The 16,836-nt window shown below is 43.0% G+C and carries 17 protein-coding genes; 13 read left to right on the top strand and 4 right to left on the bottom strand.

Annotation, left to right across the window (positions count from 1 at the left end; translation table 11 throughout):
• Nucleotides 1–76: 76 nt before the first annotated feature.
• The 4 genes from ACTXGL_RS10460 to ACTXGL_RS10445 form a co-directional block, all read right to left on the bottom strand.
• Nucleotides 77–919, bottom strand: coding sequence for a metallophosphoesterase (locus ACTXGL_RS10460; RefSeq protein WP_443526730.1), 843 nt, complete (start codon nucleotides 917–919; stop codon nucleotides 77–79).
• A gap of 258 nt (nucleotides 920–1,177) precedes the next feature.
• Nucleotides 1,178–1,999, bottom strand: coding sequence for a metal ABC transporter permease (locus ACTXGL_RS10455; protein ID WP_443526728.1), 822 nt, complete (start codon nucleotides 1,997–1,999; stop codon nucleotides 1,178–1,180).
• Between the two features lie 101 nt (nucleotides 2,000–2,100).
• Complete coding sequence (locus ACTXGL_RS10450; RefSeq protein ID WP_443526821.1) at nucleotides 2,101–2,859, bottom strand: metal ABC transporter ATP-binding protein; 759 nt, start codon at nucleotides 2,857–2,859, stop codon at nucleotides 2,101–2,103.
• A 163-nt stretch (nucleotides 2,860–3,022) separates the two neighbouring features.
• Nucleotides 3,023–3,577, bottom strand: coding sequence for a transcriptional repressor (locus tag ACTXGL_RS10445; protein ID WP_443526727.1), 555 nt, complete (start codon nucleotides 3,575–3,577; stop codon nucleotides 3,023–3,025).
• A gap of 275 nt (nucleotides 3,578–3,852) precedes the next feature.
• Here ACTXGL_RS10445 and ACTXGL_RS10440 point away from each other — a divergent pair, with 275 nt between their 5' ends.
• From ACTXGL_RS10440 to ACTXGL_RS10380, 13 genes are all read left to right on the top strand, one after another.
• On the top strand, nucleotides 3,853–4,737 hold the full coding sequence (locus ACTXGL_RS10440) for a metal ABC transporter solute-binding protein, Zn/Mn family (protein ID WP_443526726.1): 885 nt from the start codon (nucleotides 3,853–3,855) through the stop codon (nucleotides 4,735–4,737).
• A 271-nt stretch (nucleotides 4,738–5,008) separates the two neighbouring features.
• Nucleotides 5,009–5,407 (top strand): ATP synthase subunit I, encoded by a 399-nt coding sequence (locus ACTXGL_RS10435; protein ID WP_443526725.1) that lies wholly within the window; start codon nucleotides 5,009–5,011, stop codon nucleotides 5,405–5,407.
• A gap of 674 nt (nucleotides 5,408–6,081) precedes the next feature.
• Entirely contained in the window at nucleotides 6,082–6,948 is an 867-nt protein-coding gene (gene atpB / locus ACTXGL_RS10430; RefSeq protein ID WP_443526724.1) for a F0F1 ATP synthase subunit A, read from the top strand.
• Nucleotides 6,949–6,981: 33 nt separating this feature from the next.
• The gene (gene atpE / locus ACTXGL_RS10425; RefSeq protein ID WP_010197960.1) at nucleotides 6,982–7,230 is read left to right on the top strand and encodes a F0F1 ATP synthase subunit C; all 249 of its coding nucleotides are present in this window, start codon (nucleotides 6,982–6,984) and stop codon (nucleotides 7,228–7,230) included.
• 117 nt (nucleotides 7,231–7,347) lie between these two features.
• Nucleotides 7,348–7,818, top strand: a complete 471-nt coding sequence (locus ACTXGL_RS10420; RefSeq protein WP_443526723.1) for a F0F1 ATP synthase subunit B — start codon at nucleotides 7,348–7,350, stop codon at nucleotides 7,816–7,818.
• Between the two features lie 13 nt (nucleotides 7,819–7,831).
• On the top strand, nucleotides 7,832–8,455 hold the full coding sequence (locus ACTXGL_RS10415; protein WP_443526721.1) for a F0F1 ATP synthase subunit delta: 624 nt from the start codon (nucleotides 7,832–7,834) through the stop codon (nucleotides 8,453–8,455).
• 96 nt (nucleotides 8,456–8,551) lie between these two features.
• A complete protein-coding gene (gene atpA / locus ACTXGL_RS10410) occupies nucleotides 8,552–10,096 on the top strand; it encodes a F0F1 ATP synthase subunit alpha (protein WP_319052002.1) in 1,545 nt (514 codons plus the stop codon).
• Nucleotides 10,097–10,305: 209 nt separating this feature from the next.
• Nucleotides 10,306–11,187 carry a F0F1 ATP synthase subunit gamma gene (gene atpG / locus ACTXGL_RS10405; RefSeq protein WP_443526718.1) on the top strand — a complete coding sequence of 294 codons (882 nt, stop codon included), beginning with the start codon at nucleotides 10,306–10,308 and terminating at the stop codon, nucleotides 11,185–11,187.
• Between the two features lie 38 nt (nucleotides 11,188–11,225).
• The gene (gene atpD / locus ACTXGL_RS10400) at nucleotides 11,226–12,659 is read left to right on the top strand and encodes a F0F1 ATP synthase subunit beta (protein WP_443526717.1); all 1,434 of its coding nucleotides are present in this window, start codon (nucleotides 11,226–11,228) and stop codon (nucleotides 12,657–12,659) included.
• A gap of 114 nt (nucleotides 12,660–12,773) precedes the next feature.
• On the top strand, nucleotides 12,774–13,190 hold the full coding sequence (locus tag ACTXGL_RS10395) for a F0F1 ATP synthase subunit epsilon (RefSeq protein WP_261869167.1): 417 nt from the start codon (nucleotides 12,774–12,776) through the stop codon (nucleotides 13,188–13,190).
• A 612-nt stretch (nucleotides 13,191–13,802) separates the two neighbouring features.
• Entirely contained in the window at nucleotides 13,803–14,519 is a 717-nt protein-coding gene (locus ACTXGL_RS10390) for a response regulator (RefSeq protein WP_058023509.1), read from the top strand.
• A gap of 312 nt (nucleotides 14,520–14,831) precedes the next feature.
• A complete protein-coding gene (locus tag ACTXGL_RS10385) occupies nucleotides 14,832–16,520 on the top strand; it encodes an ATP-binding protein (RefSeq protein ID WP_443526715.1) in 1,689 nt (562 codons plus the stop codon).
• A gap of 131 nt (nucleotides 16,521–16,651) precedes the next feature.
• Entirely contained in the window at nucleotides 16,652–16,831 is a 180-nt protein-coding gene (locus ACTXGL_RS10380) for a hypothetical protein (RefSeq protein ID WP_443526713.1), read from the top strand.
• Nucleotides 16,832–16,836: the final 5 nt, after the last annotated feature.

Here is a 16,836-nt window from a genome sequence, read left to right as displayed (position 1 = left end):
ACAATCTTGGTCAATATAGGCTAAGCTCATAGTGGGCAAGGGGTGGAGCTATTATCTGTAGTAAAAAATATGGCCATTAAGTATCCAGTCTTTCAACCCAGCTTGCAACCTTTCCATTGTTGGCTAATTGCAACCAGCGGTAGCCTGGTAGGCCACTTTCATCATAAGCAAAATCGTGCGAATAAGGTTTGAACTGGTAGCAGGTAGACGGTGTGCTATAGACGGTAACCCCTTGGCGATAACGAACTTGCTCTTGATGAGTGTGACCACTAATAATGACTTGTAGATGCTCAAAAGGCGCCATATGCTCCCAAAAACTCTCCGTGTTTGTTGCCATATGGGTATCAATCCAGTCAGAATCCACTGGTATGATGTGGTGGTGTAGAGCAACGAGCGCTGGCTTATCACAGGCATCAAGACATTCGCACAGCCAATCAATATCAGTGGTTGTTACTTCACCTGCTACCTTGCCTGTAATCGATGAGTCTAGCAATAGTAATTGCCAGTGATCTCCCTCAATCCTATGCCGGCTGAGCAGACGTGAGTCAGCTGGCTGGGCAACGAGCGACCTCTGAAAAAACGGTAGGTGTTCGCCCTCCTCGTCAGTCACGTCATGATTGCCAGCGATACAAACAAAAGGGATTTGAGTCGCTTGTAGGACAGCAAATATGTGGTCGTAGGTTGACAGCCTTACTTTATTCACCAGATCGCCGGTCACAATGATCAAGTCGCAGCGAATATCTTCACTCAGTGCTTGCTGGAGTACTGTCTCAAAGCTGCGCTGACAATTGCCAGCATCGTTGTAACCACTGCTATCAATATCAGCAGCGACAGGCGTGGATAAATGCAAATCAGTGATTTGTAAAATATTCATCTGTTCATCGGGCGTACTGATCTTATTGACAGGATAGCTTGGCATTGGGTCAGTCCCTTATCGAATCAAAACAATGGTCATTGTGAGAACGAGTGTGGATAAATGATCTACTATTTTTAATGGTACATGTGCCTATTATAACGGTTATCAACACCGATTGGTGACGAGTCACAATAGTGAATCGCGACGCGCAGTGGTAAACCAATTTTATAACATAAAGCCAGTTAAAGCTCTAGTAATATTGGTGAAATAAAGTTGAACAAAGTTTCTAGAAATCTTCATTACAGCCTGAACGCCAATGAACTATGGATGACGTGCTGAACGAAATTTTATTTTGGTTAGCTTCGAAAAAATCAGAGCGATAAAAAATAATATCGCTAATATCAATACAATAGAGAGGCCCGTTTGAATATCTAACCAGATACTTCCCCATACACCCAGTGTCACCCCCAGCTGAGCGATGATAAATGCGATAATCACCATTTGTTTTGGTGATGATGACCATAAGCGGGCAGTCAATGCAGGCAATACCAGTAGCCCACTGATTAATAAGCTACCAACGGCTTGTAAAGCAACGGCACAGAACCCTGCAAGTAAGCCCATAAAAAACAGCCGCTGACGGGTCGGATTAATACCTTGGATACGCGCCAATGCCTCGTGGGTGGCCAGTTTGATTTGAGCGGGCCAAATATAACTGAGCAGGCTTAAGCCTACGAGTGCGCACCCTGCGAGTAGGGGCAACTCATCCCAACCAAGCTCCAGTAAATTACCGAATAAAAAACCAAGCACATTGGCTTGTTGGTCTGTCAGCTGGGTCAAGGTCAACAAACCCAAACACAGCAATGACACCGCAACAACGGCCAACACTGCATCAGCAGGCAAACGCTCATCATCAATCAAAACCAGCCCTAACACTACTGCGATACTGACTAACGCAACGCCAATTCCCATTGGCATCTGCCACCAAGCTGCTAGAGCTACGCCCAGCAAAGTACCATGTGCTAACGCATCAGCAAAAAAGGCCATACGTCGCCACAATACCAAACAACCTAAAGGTGCCGATAGTAGCGCTAAAATACTGCCAGCGATCCAAGCAGGAGCGATAATAGCTAACCATGAGGTCATAATAAATATCCATGAAATTTTATAGAGCTTAATACTGCACTGCTAAATGTCAAAACATTGAAACCAATACAGCTAAGCTATAGAGTATGTGATGCTAAGGGTTATAGTTCGAGCTCGTTTGGTGCATGGTGCTGGCAAGCATGTGGCTGATGCACGTAAGGTTGTTCATAATAATGACCAAACAACTTTTTAAACTCGGTACTGATGGCTAGCTCGCTGGGTTTTCCTTCGCAGCAAATATGCTTATTGAGACAGATAACACGTCGACTGCCTCTCATAACCCAGTGCAAATCATGGGATATCACCAACATGGCACAACGTAAAAAATCTGGCAATTTATCGATAAACTGATACAGCCAAACCTCTGTATCAGGGTCAAGCCCTTGCATAGGTTCATCCAGAATCAATAAGTTGGGTTTGTCTAACAATGCTCGGGCAAGCAACACTCGCTGCGCCTCTCCGCCCGATAAATGCAACATTTGTCGCGATAATAAGTGTGTTAACGATAAATTATCAAAGATAAACTGGCGCTGCTCAGCGGTAAGACGTTTTTTATCTGCTTGATCCAATAGGTCGCTGACTCGCAATGGCAATATTGGCGGTACGGTAAATCGCTGTGGTACGTAGCCAAGCTGTAGTGGTTGGTGTGCCGTGATGCTGCCTTTGGTCGGGTCAATTAAACCTAAGATGAGTTTGACCAGTGTAGATTTTCCAGCCCCGTTAGGCCCAACGAGACTCACGGTTTCGTTGGTTGCAATGTCGATATCAATGTTCGAGAGAAGACGTTGCGGCCCAATATAATAGCTGATATTGCGTAGGCTCAGCAGTTGACTAGCATCGTTCACAATATTTTTATCCATAATAGGGGCAACTGGCCGATTAGAGGGTAGGGTAGACAGGCTCATAATATGACAACAAATAGATAAGTAAAGGGGAGGGATAACCAGAATATAAGTGTTAAGAACCAATAGAACAGTATTAAAAGAAAGGTAGGCAGTATTGACGGGTCGCTGAATTTATATGTTACTGACAAGCCTGACACCGGCCACTGAGTTCGATCACGCTGCGCTCAACGACAAAGCCTACATCTTGCTCAGCAAAGCTCATCATCTCTTGTACCGGTAAACTACTACACTCTTGAACCCGCTGACACTGATCACATATTAAAAAGGCGGCCGTGTGCCGTGCTCTGGGATGACAGCAAGGAACATAAGCGTTGATAGACGTCAGCTGATGAATCAACCCTTCGCTCAACAAAAACTCTAAGCTGCGATAAACGGTTGGTGGCGCAACGTTTTTGGGGGTGCGCTTCTTAACAGCTGGTTCGTCCACAGGCGTCTTCGATATATCATCTGTTTCAGACAGTCGCATTTGCTGTAATTGAGTGATTAAGTCATAAGCGCCAACAGGTTGATCAGATTCTAGTACCAACTGGTATATCTGCTGGCGTAGCGGCGTAAACCGTGCCCCATTCAAGCGGCAGTGCTCCTTTGCGGCTAGCAATCGCTCAGTAACGTCATGCGCAGTCAAATCTTGCACATCATGCAAATGCTCACAGAGTGACGGAGTAGTAGACATAGTATAGGCTCCTAAAAATAGCATGGTAATCGTATGACGTTTTTTATGATAGCGTTTTTTGTTGTTATAGTATAACATAATAAAGCTGAAACTATAACTACAGATCCGAATCAGCTGTTTTAAAGCCGCTACAGACAGCCAGACACGCTGTTCCCATATGTGTGTCTCCTTCTTAAAAGGAGCCTTACAATAAAAACGATGATTCGCATTGTGGTTACTTGTTAACTAAAGAACGACTTTAAATAAAGAATGACTCATTAACCAAAGAGCTTGCTATGAACGCTATTGTTACTTATTTTCGACGCTCAATCATCATGCTACAACGCTTACTGATTACAGGACTAGTGATAGGATCTTTTACATTAAGTACGCAAGCTGCGACGGTCAGTGTGAGCAACTATCCGATGTTTTTACTTAGTGAAGCGGTCACTGATGGCACACCATCGGCCAATAGAATTCTACAGGCAGGCGATGTTGGGCATCATGGTAGCGTTAGTCCAAGTGATATGAAAGCTATTAAAGACAGTAAATTTGTTGTTTGGTTTGGGCCTGCATTAGAAAATAGTCTAACGGGTAGTTTGAAAAATGCACCCAACGCCATTGCTATGTTTGAGTTTGATGCCTTTAACCGTTATCCGCTGCGTGATGTAAAAGGCGAGGCGATTGAAGGTACGCTAGATCCGCACATTTGGCTCGATCCTGAAAATGCCAAAGCCATTACCCGTGCACTAGCTGTGATTCATAGCCATGCTAATCCAGAGCATGCAAGTACTTATCAAGCCAATGTCAAAAAGTTTGCTGAACGTATGGATAAAGCCGTTGCTGACGTACAGCAAGGCACACAGACAGATCGCCCTTACTGGGTATATCATGACGCTTATCAATATATTGAAAAAGCGGCGCATATAAAATTAGCAGGTAGTCTAAGCCCCGATCATCATATCTCTCCAAAAGCCAGCCAGCTACTTTGGTTAAATAAAAACCGTCCTGTTGAGCAAATGTGTATGGTCAACCAAGGTAGTGTTTCAAAAGGTTTGCTTGCTAAGTTACAGCCAGTTAATACAACCATCCAAGTCGAAGATATGAGCAACAACAGCGAAGATTTTGTTAGCAGTTGGCAAACTATGGCCCAGCAAATCAATCAATGTATAACATCATAAACGTGATATACACTACACCACGGGTCATATAGAGATGTTCAAGTAATGGCGTGATTTGATTTTGATAGATGAAAACACGCCATCGTCGTAAGTCTGTGAGTTAGGTGACTGATAAAGGTCATATTTTACTTGCTTAATAGTAATGGTCTCCTTATAATAAGTGGCGTTTTATTTTGGTTTAAAGGTAATGCCTGTAGAGTAAGTCATTCACGGATAAAAATATGGCAAGTATGCTATATTGTCCCAATGCTGAAAGGCTATAGGAATATCGATGACCAAGCCTGCCAAACGCACGCAAAAAGATAAGATTGGCATCTATATCAAACGGCAAGCATGGATATTGTTTATTTTTATCATTGTTGCTTGGATGGTAGATACTACTTGGTTACGTAGTGAGCTTACAGTAGCAAAAAGCGCCGCAATCGGGGCATTGCTCAGTTTCACGACTCAAGCCGTATTTGCTTTTTTTATCTTTTGGTACACAGGATATCGCGCGCGCCAACATATCGTTAGCCAGCTATATCGAGGTCAGATGGCAAAGTGGCTGTTGACCGTGTTTGGTTTCGCACTAATTTTTATTACCGTACAACCCCTATCTGCGCCTGCGTTGTTTATCGGTTTTATGGTAATGCAAATTAGTCACAGTTGGATGTTGTGGCATATACGCTAGCGCTAATAAATGATTAGATGATTTATTAATAGTACTGGCAAGTCACCCTGCCGTCCAACTTCTCTATGACTAGTTCGGAAAGTCAAAGCACAAAACTGTCTTATGGCAGCACTAATGATCATGAAGACCGAAGTATGAGCCTCTACGTTAGGCGCAGTATGCAACGACACAATGATAGGGTAGGGCGGACGCAGCCATAACTGTCATTAATAATGAACTTTTTACAGTTTAATTATGAACGAAAAGCTATATTAGCAATCGTTGTTGTCAGCTAACTTATTCATACAATGGATAATAAGATCATAATAGACTTTACACGAATACAACGCTGCATTAATATAGGCAGCTAAATATTTTGCTTATAAACGCTACATTGAGCGTCGGTCGTAAAAACGGCCAATAGGCAAGCACATGTATAATAATTTTGCGTATAAAAATGCAAGGGCTATTACTGAGTTATCATAAGCCCTTTTTTGATAGCTAAAATTTATGTCACGCTATCAGATATAGCATTAGCAATAGAACTATGGGTTGGATGTTATTGGTTACATGGGCGCTTTAGTATGATTTATTTGCTTGCTTAATAGCACCACAAATAAAAACGCTAAACCCATCAGATGACAACCATATTTTTGGTAGTTGATTAAATCGTTGATTAATAAGAAGCTTACATTATGGCATCCGAGCAAACATCATCAGAATATATCTCTCACCACTTAACGAACTGGACGTACGGCTACTTGCCGGGCGAAGGTTGGAAAGTTGCCTACAATGCTGAAGAAGCAGGGTTAATGGGCTTTAATGCTATCCATCTTGATTCTATGCTATGGTCAATCGGTCTAGGAATCTTATTTTGTGCCGTCTTTTGGATGGTTGCCAAAAAAGTAACCTCAGGCGTACCAGGTAAAACTCAAGCAGCGGTTGAGATGATCGTTGAGTTTGTTGATAACAACGTTCGTGATTCTTACAGTGGTACCTCAAAATTGATCGCGCCACTGGCGTTGACTATTTTTGTCTGGATCTTCTTGATGAACTTGATGGATTTGATACCGGTTGACTTTATTCCAGGTCTAGCTGGACAGATCGGTGCCGCTATGGGCCATGATCCAGATCATGTTTTCTTCAAGATTGTTCCAACGACTGACCCTAACATTACGCTTGGCATGTCGTTCTCTGTCTTTGCACTGATTATCTTTTATAGCATTAAAGAAAAAGGTTTGGGCGGCTTTATCGGTGAGTTAACACTACATCCGTTTGGTGCCAAAAACCCAATCGTACAAGCGATTTTGATCCCGATCAACTTCATCCTAGAAGCAGTTACTCTAATAGCTAAGCCTGTATCACTTGGTCTACGTCTATTCGGTAACATGTATGCTGGGGAATTGATTTTCATACTGATTGCTCTAATGCCATTTTGGATTCAATGGGCGTTATCGGTACCGTGGGCTATCTTCCACATCTTAGTTATTACACTTCAAGCGTTCGTATTCATGATGCTGACGATAGTTTATATGTCGCTTGCATCATCAACTGAACATTAATTAGACATTCAATAGGTAAATGAGGATACATCAATGGATCCAGTATTAGGTGGTTACACAGTTATCGCAGTAGCACTACTTATCGGTCTTGGCGCACTTGGCACAGGTATTGGTTTTGCTATTCTAGGTGGCAAATTCTTAGAAGGTGTTGCACGTCAACCAGAGCTTGGCTCACAGTTGCAAACTCGTATGTTCATCGTAGCAGGTCTTCTTGATGCTATTCCGATGATCGGTGTTGGTATTGCTATGCTATTGTTGTTCGCTAACCCTCTAGCAGGTTAATCCGAAAGCTCAGTTGTAAATGTTTGGTACTCAAGAATTTTCTATCACATATAGTCAAGATTTGACTGCCAAACATGATCAATGAAACTGATTTTTCATTAACAAAGAGGTGATCACGTGAATATCAATTTTACCCTCGTCGGTCAAGCCATTGCTTTTGCAATATTTGTGGTTTTTTGCATGAAATTCGTGTGGCCACCACTTATCGGTGCCATCAATGAGCGTCAGCGTAAAATCGCAGATGGCTTAAATGCCGCAGAAAAAGCAAAAGCAGATTTGGCGACCGCGGAGCAAAGTGTCCAGCAGGAACTTGATCTTGCAAAGACCAAGGCTGCTGCATTAATCGAGCAAGCCAACAAAAGTGCTAATCAGCTTGTCGAAGATGCAAAATCGCAAGCCCAAGCGGAAGGCGAGCGTATTCGTCAACAAGCTCAAGCATCTATTGAGCAAGAAATCAATCAAGCACGTGAATCATTACGTGCCCAAGTTGCTGAGCTGGCTGTACTTGGTGCAGAAAAGATTTTGCAAGACAAAGTCGATGCGCAAAAACATGCCAGTATGTTAGACCAACTGGCGGCGAAGCTGTAATTGTGAGGATATAATGGCTGACTTATCAACCTTAGCACGACCGTACGCTAAAGCCGCGTTTGACTATGCCAACGAAAACGGCGCAGTAAATGAGTGGGAAAACTTCTTGCTTGTTGCTAGCACTGTTGTCGATGACAAGTCGTTCAGTACTTGGCTAGACAATCCAGCTGTTTCTGCTGAGCATAAGTCAGCTGCTTTGGTCGATCTTTATGATACGCAAGTAGCTAGCGCTAATGACTCTGCTCTTAAGCAGTTATTAGATGATGCTCAAGGTAATAACCTTGGCAGCAACGCCAGCTATCCAAAAGTATCAGTAGCACTTAGCAATTTCGTTAAACAGTTATCAGAACAAGAGCGTCTAGCGCTGCTTCCTGAAGTTTATGAGCATTATCGCCGTCATAAGGCAGTAAGCTTAAAGCAGCTTGACGCATATGTGACCTCTGCTTATCCATTGACTGATGAACAGCGTCAAATGCTACAAACGCGTCTTGCTACCTCGCTAAATGCGAGTGTAGTGATTCACGAAACAGTTGATCCAAGCCTATTGGCAGGCGCTACAATCAAAGTCGGTGATAAAGTCATTGATGATTCGATGCGCGGCAAGTTACAACAGTTAAAAACACAGCTAACTGCCTAATGCCATGTATCGGCGCAGACATATAATACAATCTGCGTGATAGTAAGAGCATTTAAGTCAGTGGGCGGGTTATCATAAATTAAAGGAAACAAGGCAATGCAACAATTGAATCCAGCGGAAATCAGTAACCTGATTAAGCAGCGTATTCAAGACCTTGATGCGGGTGCAACTGCAAAGAATGAAGGCACGATTGTCAAAGTATCTGACGGTATCGTGCAGATTCATGGTCTTGAAGATGCCATGTACGGCGAAATGATTGAGTTTGAAGGTGAAGTCTATGGAATGGCGCTTAACTTAGAGCGTGATTCTGTTGGTGCAGTAGTACTAGGTGACTTCCTAAAGTTACAAGAAGGTCAAAAAGCCTATTGTACTGGTCGCATTCTTGAAGTACCCGTAGGTCCTGAGCTGCTAGGCCGTGTTGTTGATGCTTTGGGTAATCCTATTGATGGCAAAGGTCCTATCGATGCCAAAATGACTGACAAAGTCGAAAAGATCGCTCCAGGCGTTATCGATCGTCAGTCAGTAGATCAGCCAGTAATGACCGGTTATAAAGCCGTTGATACCATGATTCCAATCGGTCGTGGTCAGCGTGAGCTTATCATTGGTGACCGTCAGACTGGTAAAACAGCGATGGCTATCGATGCGATCATCGCACAGAAATCATCTGGCATTAAGTGCGTGTACGTGGCTATCGGTCAGAAACGTTCGACCATCGCTAACGTGGTACGTAAACTTGAGCAAACTGGTGCATTAGAATATACCACTGTTGTGGTTGCTTCAGCATCAGAGCCTGCCGCACTACAGTATATCGCACCGTACTCAGGTTGTACGATGGGCGAATACTTCCGTGACCGCGGCGAAGATGCATTGATTGTATTTGATGATTTATCAAAGCAAGCGGTTGCTTATCGTCAGATTTCACTATTGCTACGTCGTCCGCCAGGTCGTGAAGCTTATCCTGGTGATGTATTCTATTTACACTCACGTTTACTTGAGCGTGCATCACGCGTAAACGCTGATTATGTAGAAAAGTTCACTAACGGTGAAGTGAAAGGTAAAACTGGTTCTTTAACCGCATTGCCTATTATTGAAACCCAAGCCGGTGACGTTTCTGCATTCGTACCGACTAACGTGATCTCAATCACTGATGGTCAGATCTTCCTAGAGTCTAGTTTATTCGCTTCAGGTATCCGTCCAGCAGTCAACGCTGGTATCTCGGTATCTCGTGTGGGCGGGGCCGCTCAGACTAAGATCATCAAAAAGCTATCTGGTGGTATTCGTACTGCTCTAGCTCAGTATCGTGAACTAGCAGCATTTGCTCAGTTTGCCTCAGATCTTGATGACGCAACTCGCGAACAGCTTGATCATGGTGAGCGTGTAACTGAATTGATGAAGCAGAAGCAATACCAGCCGATGTCAATCTCTGAGCAAGCAGCCGTTATCTATGCTTCAAACGAAGGCTTCTTAGCTGACGTTCCTGTTGAAAAGATTGGTTCTTTTGAAGAAGCATACTTGCGCTATATGCATGATGAGCAAAGTGAATTGATGCGTGAGATTGATGACACTGCGAACTACAATGATGATATCGCAGGTCGTTTAAAGTCAGCGTTAGAGACCTTTAAACAAAATCACAGTTATTAATTTAACGGGTTAAGCCGAAATGGTTATAACTGTCGTTTGAAAAGTGGCGCGTTGTCTGACTAGATATTTGCGCCACTGTTTTAACCATTACCGGTATTAGATCGCGTAATGCCACAAGATATAAAATGTTATTCTATAAGAGTGATGTTGCATATCAAATGATTGTCGCATGCGCCAATGCTTTTTAACCCTCTTATATTGGAATCATTATGGCAAGCTTAAAAGAGATACGTGCCAAAGTCACCAGTATTAAAAGCACCCAGAAAATTACTCGTGCTATGCAAATGGTAGCGGCAAGTAAGATGCGCCGTGCTCAAGAGCGCATGGAAGTGGGTCGCCCGTATGCTGATAGTATGCGCCGGGTTATTTCACATTTGGTGCATGCCTCATCAGACTACAAACATCCGTATATGGTATCGCGTCCAGTCAATAAGGTTGGCTATATCGTCATTACCTCTGACCGTGGCCTAGCGGGTGGCTTGAATATTAACCTATTCAAAGCTTTATCTAAAAGTATCCAAGATTATCAAGATCAGTCAGTACAAGCTGAGTTTGCAGTCATCGGTGCCAAAGGTGTGAGCTTCTTCAAAAATTTTGGTGGTAAAGTCACATCGGCTGTGACCGATTATGGCGATAAACCAACGTTTGAGCAGTTGAATGCACCAGTTCAAGCGATGCTTGAAGACTATAGTAACGGCAATATTGACCGTATCTATGTGGTCTATAACCGATTCGTCAATGCGATGACTCAGAAACCAACGGTCAATCAGTTGGTTCCTCTACCAGAGCAGTCATTTGATGATGAAGACAGTGGTCTACAGACAGAACTTAGCTGGGATTATATCTACGAGCCTGATATCAAGACATTGATTGATGAATTGCTTGGTCGCTATATTGAGTCGATTGTTTATCAAGCGGTAATGGAAAACATTGCCTCTGAGCAGTCTTCACGTATGGTTGCGATGAAAGCGGCAACAGATAATGCTGGTGACCTTATTAACGATTTACAGTTGGTTTATAACAAGCTGCGTCAAGCGGCGATTACCCGAGAAATCTCGGAAATCGTTGGCGGTGCTGCTGCTGTTTCATAATTGACTACACCTATATATAGAAGTTCAAGGAGAACGCAATGAGTAGCGGTCGTATTGTACAGATTATTGGCGCGGTTCTTGACGTTGAGTTCAACCGTAATGAAGTTCCTCAGATTTTTGATGCCTTGCAAGTAGATGGTACCGAAACCACCCTAGAAGTACAGCAACAGCTGGGTGATGGTATTGTACGTACTATTGCAATGGGTTCAACCGAAGGCTTAAAGCGTAACCTACCTGTTACCAACACTGGTGCACCGATTTCTGTGCCTGTAGGTACTGGTACGCTAGGTCGCATCATGGATGTTCTTGGTCGTCCTATCGATGAAGAAGGTCCTGTTGCTGCTGACGAAAAATGGTCTATCCACCGTGAAGCGCCAAGCTACGCGGATCAGTCAAACAGCACTGAGCTGCTAGAGACTGGTATTAAAGTTATTGATCTACTTTGCCCGTTCGCTAAAGGTGGTAAAGTTGGTCTATTTGGTGGTGCTGGTGTTGGTAAAACCGTTAACATGATGGAGCTGATCAACAACATCGCTCTAAAACATGAAGGTTTGTCAGTATTTGCGGGCGTCGGTGAGCGTACTCGTGAAGGTAACGATTTCTATCACGAAATGCAGGAAGCTGGCGTTGTAAACACTGAAGACTTTAGTAAGTCTAAAGTAGCAATGGTATATGGCCAGATGAATGAGCCACCGGGTAACCGTTTACGTGTTGCACTGTCTGGTTTGACTATGGCTGAGTACTTCCGTGATACCAAAGATCCTGCCACTGGCAAAGGTCGTGACGTATTATTGTTTGTTGATAACATCTATCGCTATACACTAGCCGGTACAGAAGTATCAGCCCTGCTTGGTCGTATGCCATCAGCGGTTGGTTATCAGCCAACACTAGCTGAAGAGATGGGTATGCTGCAAGAGCGTATTACGTCAACTCAGTCAGGTTCTATCACGTCAGTTCAGGCGGTATATGTACCAGCGGATGATTTGACTGATCCATCACCTGCTACAACGTTTGCTCACTTGGATGCAACGGTCGTACTAAGCCGTGATATCGCATCACAAGGTATCTATCCTGCGGTTGATCCACTCGATTCAACGTCACGTCAGCTAGATCCACAAGTGATCGGCGAAGAGCATTACAATGTTGCTCGTGGTGTTCAGGAAGTTCTACAGCGTTATAAAGAGCTTAAAGACATCATCGCTATCTTGGGTATGGACGAGTTATCAGAAGAAGATAAACTGGTTGTTTATCGTGCTCGTAAGATTCAGCGCTTCTTGTCTCAGCCATTCCACGTTGCTGAAGTCTTCACTGGTGCACCTGGTAAATACGTACCATTACGCGATACTATTGCTAGCTTCAAAGCAATCATCGCTGGTGAATACGATGACCTACCAGAACAGGCATTCTACATGGCTGGTAGCATCGATGAAGTTGTCGCTAAAGCTGAAAAAATGAAGTCTTCTGCAGCGTAAGCTGTATGAGCATGAGCTAATGAGTAGATACAACATAACTCTTGTATCTACTCTTCAGTAACGCATCGCAGTTTTACTGTTTTTTGATCGCGCTTTGATGGTAAGGAATTAAGTATGGCAACGTTACAATGTCGCGTCGTAAGTGCTCGTGAAGAGTTGTATTCAGGCGAAATTAGCATGTTAATAGCTACTGGTACCGAAGGCGAGATTGGTGTATTGCCAGGTCACACACCGCTTATTACTTTGTTAAAGCCAGGTGCAATGCGAGTGCAAACACCAAACGGTGAAGAAGAAATAATTTATGTCTCAGGTGGTGTATTAGAAGTACAACCTAAGATGGTTACCGTATTGGCTGACACCGCTATGCGTGCAAGCAATCTTGATGAAAGTAAGATTGTCGAAGCTCGCAAGAAAGCTGAGCAAATGCTAGTAAACCAGTCTGATACACTACAGACTAATGCAGCTTTAGCCTCACTTGCAGAGTCAGTAGGACAGCTACAGACTATTCGCAAGTACAAAAATCGCGTGTAATTTATCACTGTTAGTTATAGATAATAATCTGAAGCTAACAGTGTAGTTGAAGACAGAAAGCAGTCCATTATATGGGCTGCTTTTTTATGTCTGTCAGTTTGAATTTGCCAATGCTATGGCTGCTACTTTTACTTATATCAGTGTTTGGACAGATAAGTATTTTATGAGCCTCCGTTAATTATCGTTTGAGAACAAGATAATATTGAATTTCCTTAAAATGCCACTAGCAGTAAGGGTGATATGTGGTTATATTAGACTATGAAATATCGTAAGTATGGAGTGATACTGTGGTGCGTCTGTGCGATGTAAGACACTAACATTGGTTATTAAGATGCGCTCTGGTCGTAAGTATTTAACGAAAACTAAATTACTGCCTATTATTGAGATAGGTAGGATTATTCTTGGACGCAAACTAAAGTTTTATTAGAGGTAGTTTATAGGTTTTGTTAACGACTATCAGCTATAGTATAGGAAGCTGTAGGTTTAATAGTATACTGTGCTACCAAGTTTGTAACAGCTATACGAACATCAATTGTACCGCTTTATGGTGCTATTAATTTTACCGCTCTTACTTTTACTGCTTTTAAATTAGATGTATTAGAGGATATAACAATGACAACGACTGAAGAAGACAACACCCCCCGAATCCTGATTGTTGAAGATGATGAGCGTCTGGCCATGTTGACTCAAGATTACTTGGTCAAAAATGGTTTAGAAGTGGCAATTGAAACTGACGGTAACCGTGCTATTCGCCGCATTGTCAATGAACAACCAGATATGGTCGTACTTGATGTCATGCTACCTGGTAGCGACGGATTGACAGTTTGCCGTGAAGTTCGCCCGCACTATCAAAATCCTATTTTGATGCTGACTGCGCGTACCGAAGATATGGATCAAGTATTGGGTCTAGAGATGGGTGCTGATGATTATGTCGCCAAACCTGCTCAGCCGCGCGTATTGCTCGCTCGTATCCGTGCTTTATTACGTCGTTCAGAAAACGCACCATCAGAAGATGTGCCGCAGCGTTTAGAGTTTGGCGAGTTAGTCATTGACAACGGTGGTCGCTCAGTCAATCTAGGTGATGAGCTGGTTGATTTTACTAGCGCTGAATATGATCTATTGTGGTTACTTGCTTCTAACGCAGGTCGCATTTTATCTCGTGAAGATATCTTTGAGCGTCTACGTGGTATTGAGTATGATGGTCAGGATCGTTCAATTGATGTGCGTATTTCACGTATTCGTCCAAAAATCGGTGATGATCCAGAAAATCCAAAGCGTATCAAAACCGTACGTAGTAAAGGTTATCTGTTTGTGAAAGAAGGCAACTAAGATTACTGCATCTACGTAGTGATTAATTATTAGTCATTTTCGAAAAAAACCAGCATCTTTGCTGGTTTTTTTGTGGCTAAATTTTAACTTTTGAACTTAAATGCAGTGTTATGTGGTTTAATTAACCCATTATTATAGACACTGATCGAATATGGGTGACTTGTATCTATATTTGGGCGATTATTGCAGATTAATTAGACTGCATTAGTCAAAGTCTATCTCTATTTGATAATACTCGATATCAGTATATGGCGCTCACTATGTAGCGAATGATATCGGCACTCTCTATCTATTAAGTTGGTCACGGCACGTATGTCATTAGTCTCTTCTTTAAAACACAGTATTTTTGTTCGTATCTATGCTGGACTGCTTATAGTCTGTTTATGCGTAGCATTGTTTGCGCAGTTATTGATGGACACCATCAATAAGGAACGCGTGCAGTCCTATCGCGAGAGTATGGCGATGGGGGCGTTTCATTTAGTAAGTGAAGGCATCTCTCATCAAGATACTAAAGAAGATCGTGAGTATTGGCTGTCTGATGCCAGTAGTCTATTTGGTTCAACGTTTAAGATTGTCCCTATCGATGAGGTAGACTTTACTGCCAGTGAATTAAGACGCTTTAAGAACGATGCCACAGTGGTTCGTTATATGAGCCAACCTGTCTATGCAGATGTGTATTATCGTCTGCCAGACAATGAGAACGTGTTGACCGCGCGAATATCGCAAGTCACAGAGCAGCAAGTACGAGCTATCGCAATATTTTTACTGGATGATTTGTCCTATCAGATGACCTTGTCTGATAAGCGTGCGCGTCTAGCAGAGTTAGAGGAGAAATTTTCTTTTCCTTTAGCGTTTACTGCTGTCAATACGCTCGATTTGGATTCAGATCAGATGTCGCGTTTGCGCCGTGACGAAGTGGTTATCTCATTGCAAGATACTAATAGCAGCAAAAGCAACTCATCTATTAGAGTAGTGGTACCGTCTGAAATCAATGATATGGCGATATTGATTGGTCCTGTGCCGTTGTTCAACTGGTTCCCACTTAACCTAATCATCAGTATGATTCTGATTAGTATGTTCTTAATCAGTTTGGGTGTTTATGCGCTTATTTTCCCGCTTGAGCGTAAGCTACAGCTGATTCAAGTAGGTGTCAACGAAGTCAGTAAAGGCAATCTTGATATTCAAGTACAGGTCATTGGGCAAGATGAGATTGCGCGTCTGTCAGCGACATTTAATGCCATGACGTCACATATCAAGCGTTTGATTGAGTCGCAACGAGAGCTGACGCGAGCAGTATCACACGAGCTTCGGACGCCAGTGGCACGTATTCGGTTTGCCGTAGATATGCTTGCTGATACTGACGATGAGGACTCGCGCTTCATGCAACGTGATTATATCGATGAAGATATTGAATCACTTAATGGGCTGATTGATGAGATTTTGACTTATGCTAAGCTTGAGGAAGGCTCGCCAAAATTAGATTTGGAGCCAGTAAATCTCAAAGAGCTACTTGAGCAAATCGAGCGTGAGACCAATGCATTGGGTAAACCAATTAAAATCGTGACTAATTTACCAAGTGCAAAAGTCACTGCCATTGCAGATCGCCGCTATTTGCACCGCGTGATTCAGAATCTTGCGGGAAATGCTTTGCGTTACGCTGAGACGACCATCATCGTTAGTGCAGGCGTCAAAAAAGGCAATGCGTTTGTCAGTGTAGAGGATGATGGACATGGTATTTCTGAAGCGGATCGCGAAAAAGTATTTATACCGTTTTCACGTTTAGATGACAGTCGTACACGGGCGTCTGGTGGTTATGGCTTAGGCTTATCAATTGTATCGCGCATTGCTTTTTGGTTTAATGGTAGTATGAAAGTCGATGAAAGCCATACGCTTGGTGGCGCGAGATTTGTGATGACGTGGCCTATCAAACCGCTGACCCAGATTCTTGCTGCTGATGAGTTGACGCAAGAGAGAAGCGAACGCGATTTTGATACTAAATAATTGCTCCTCGTAACCATGTTGAGCAATACAAGAACTATGGTTAAACAGGTTTGATTACAGACATTTTGGTAATGAGATGATGCGTTTACCATATATTTCTAAAATAGCTTGATAATATAGGAGGGCAAAGGATGCCATATTTATTTGGAGGGCTAGTGCTGTTGAACGCAATAACATTGGGTTATCATTTGTTCTTAAAGCAGCCTTTAACGACCCAAACGCTGAAGGCAGCACAAGAGGAAATGACGCAGCCACTCACCTTCACCAATGGTGCTGAGTATCTCCCGCCTATTATTGGTACAAGAGACTGAGCGGC

Source organism: Psychrobacter sp. T6-6, assembly GCF_052258185.1.
Lineage (GTDB): Bacteria > Pseudomonadota > Gammaproteobacteria > Pseudomonadales > Moraxellaceae > Psychrobacter.
This window is presented reverse-complemented; position numbering and strand designations above follow the sequence as displayed.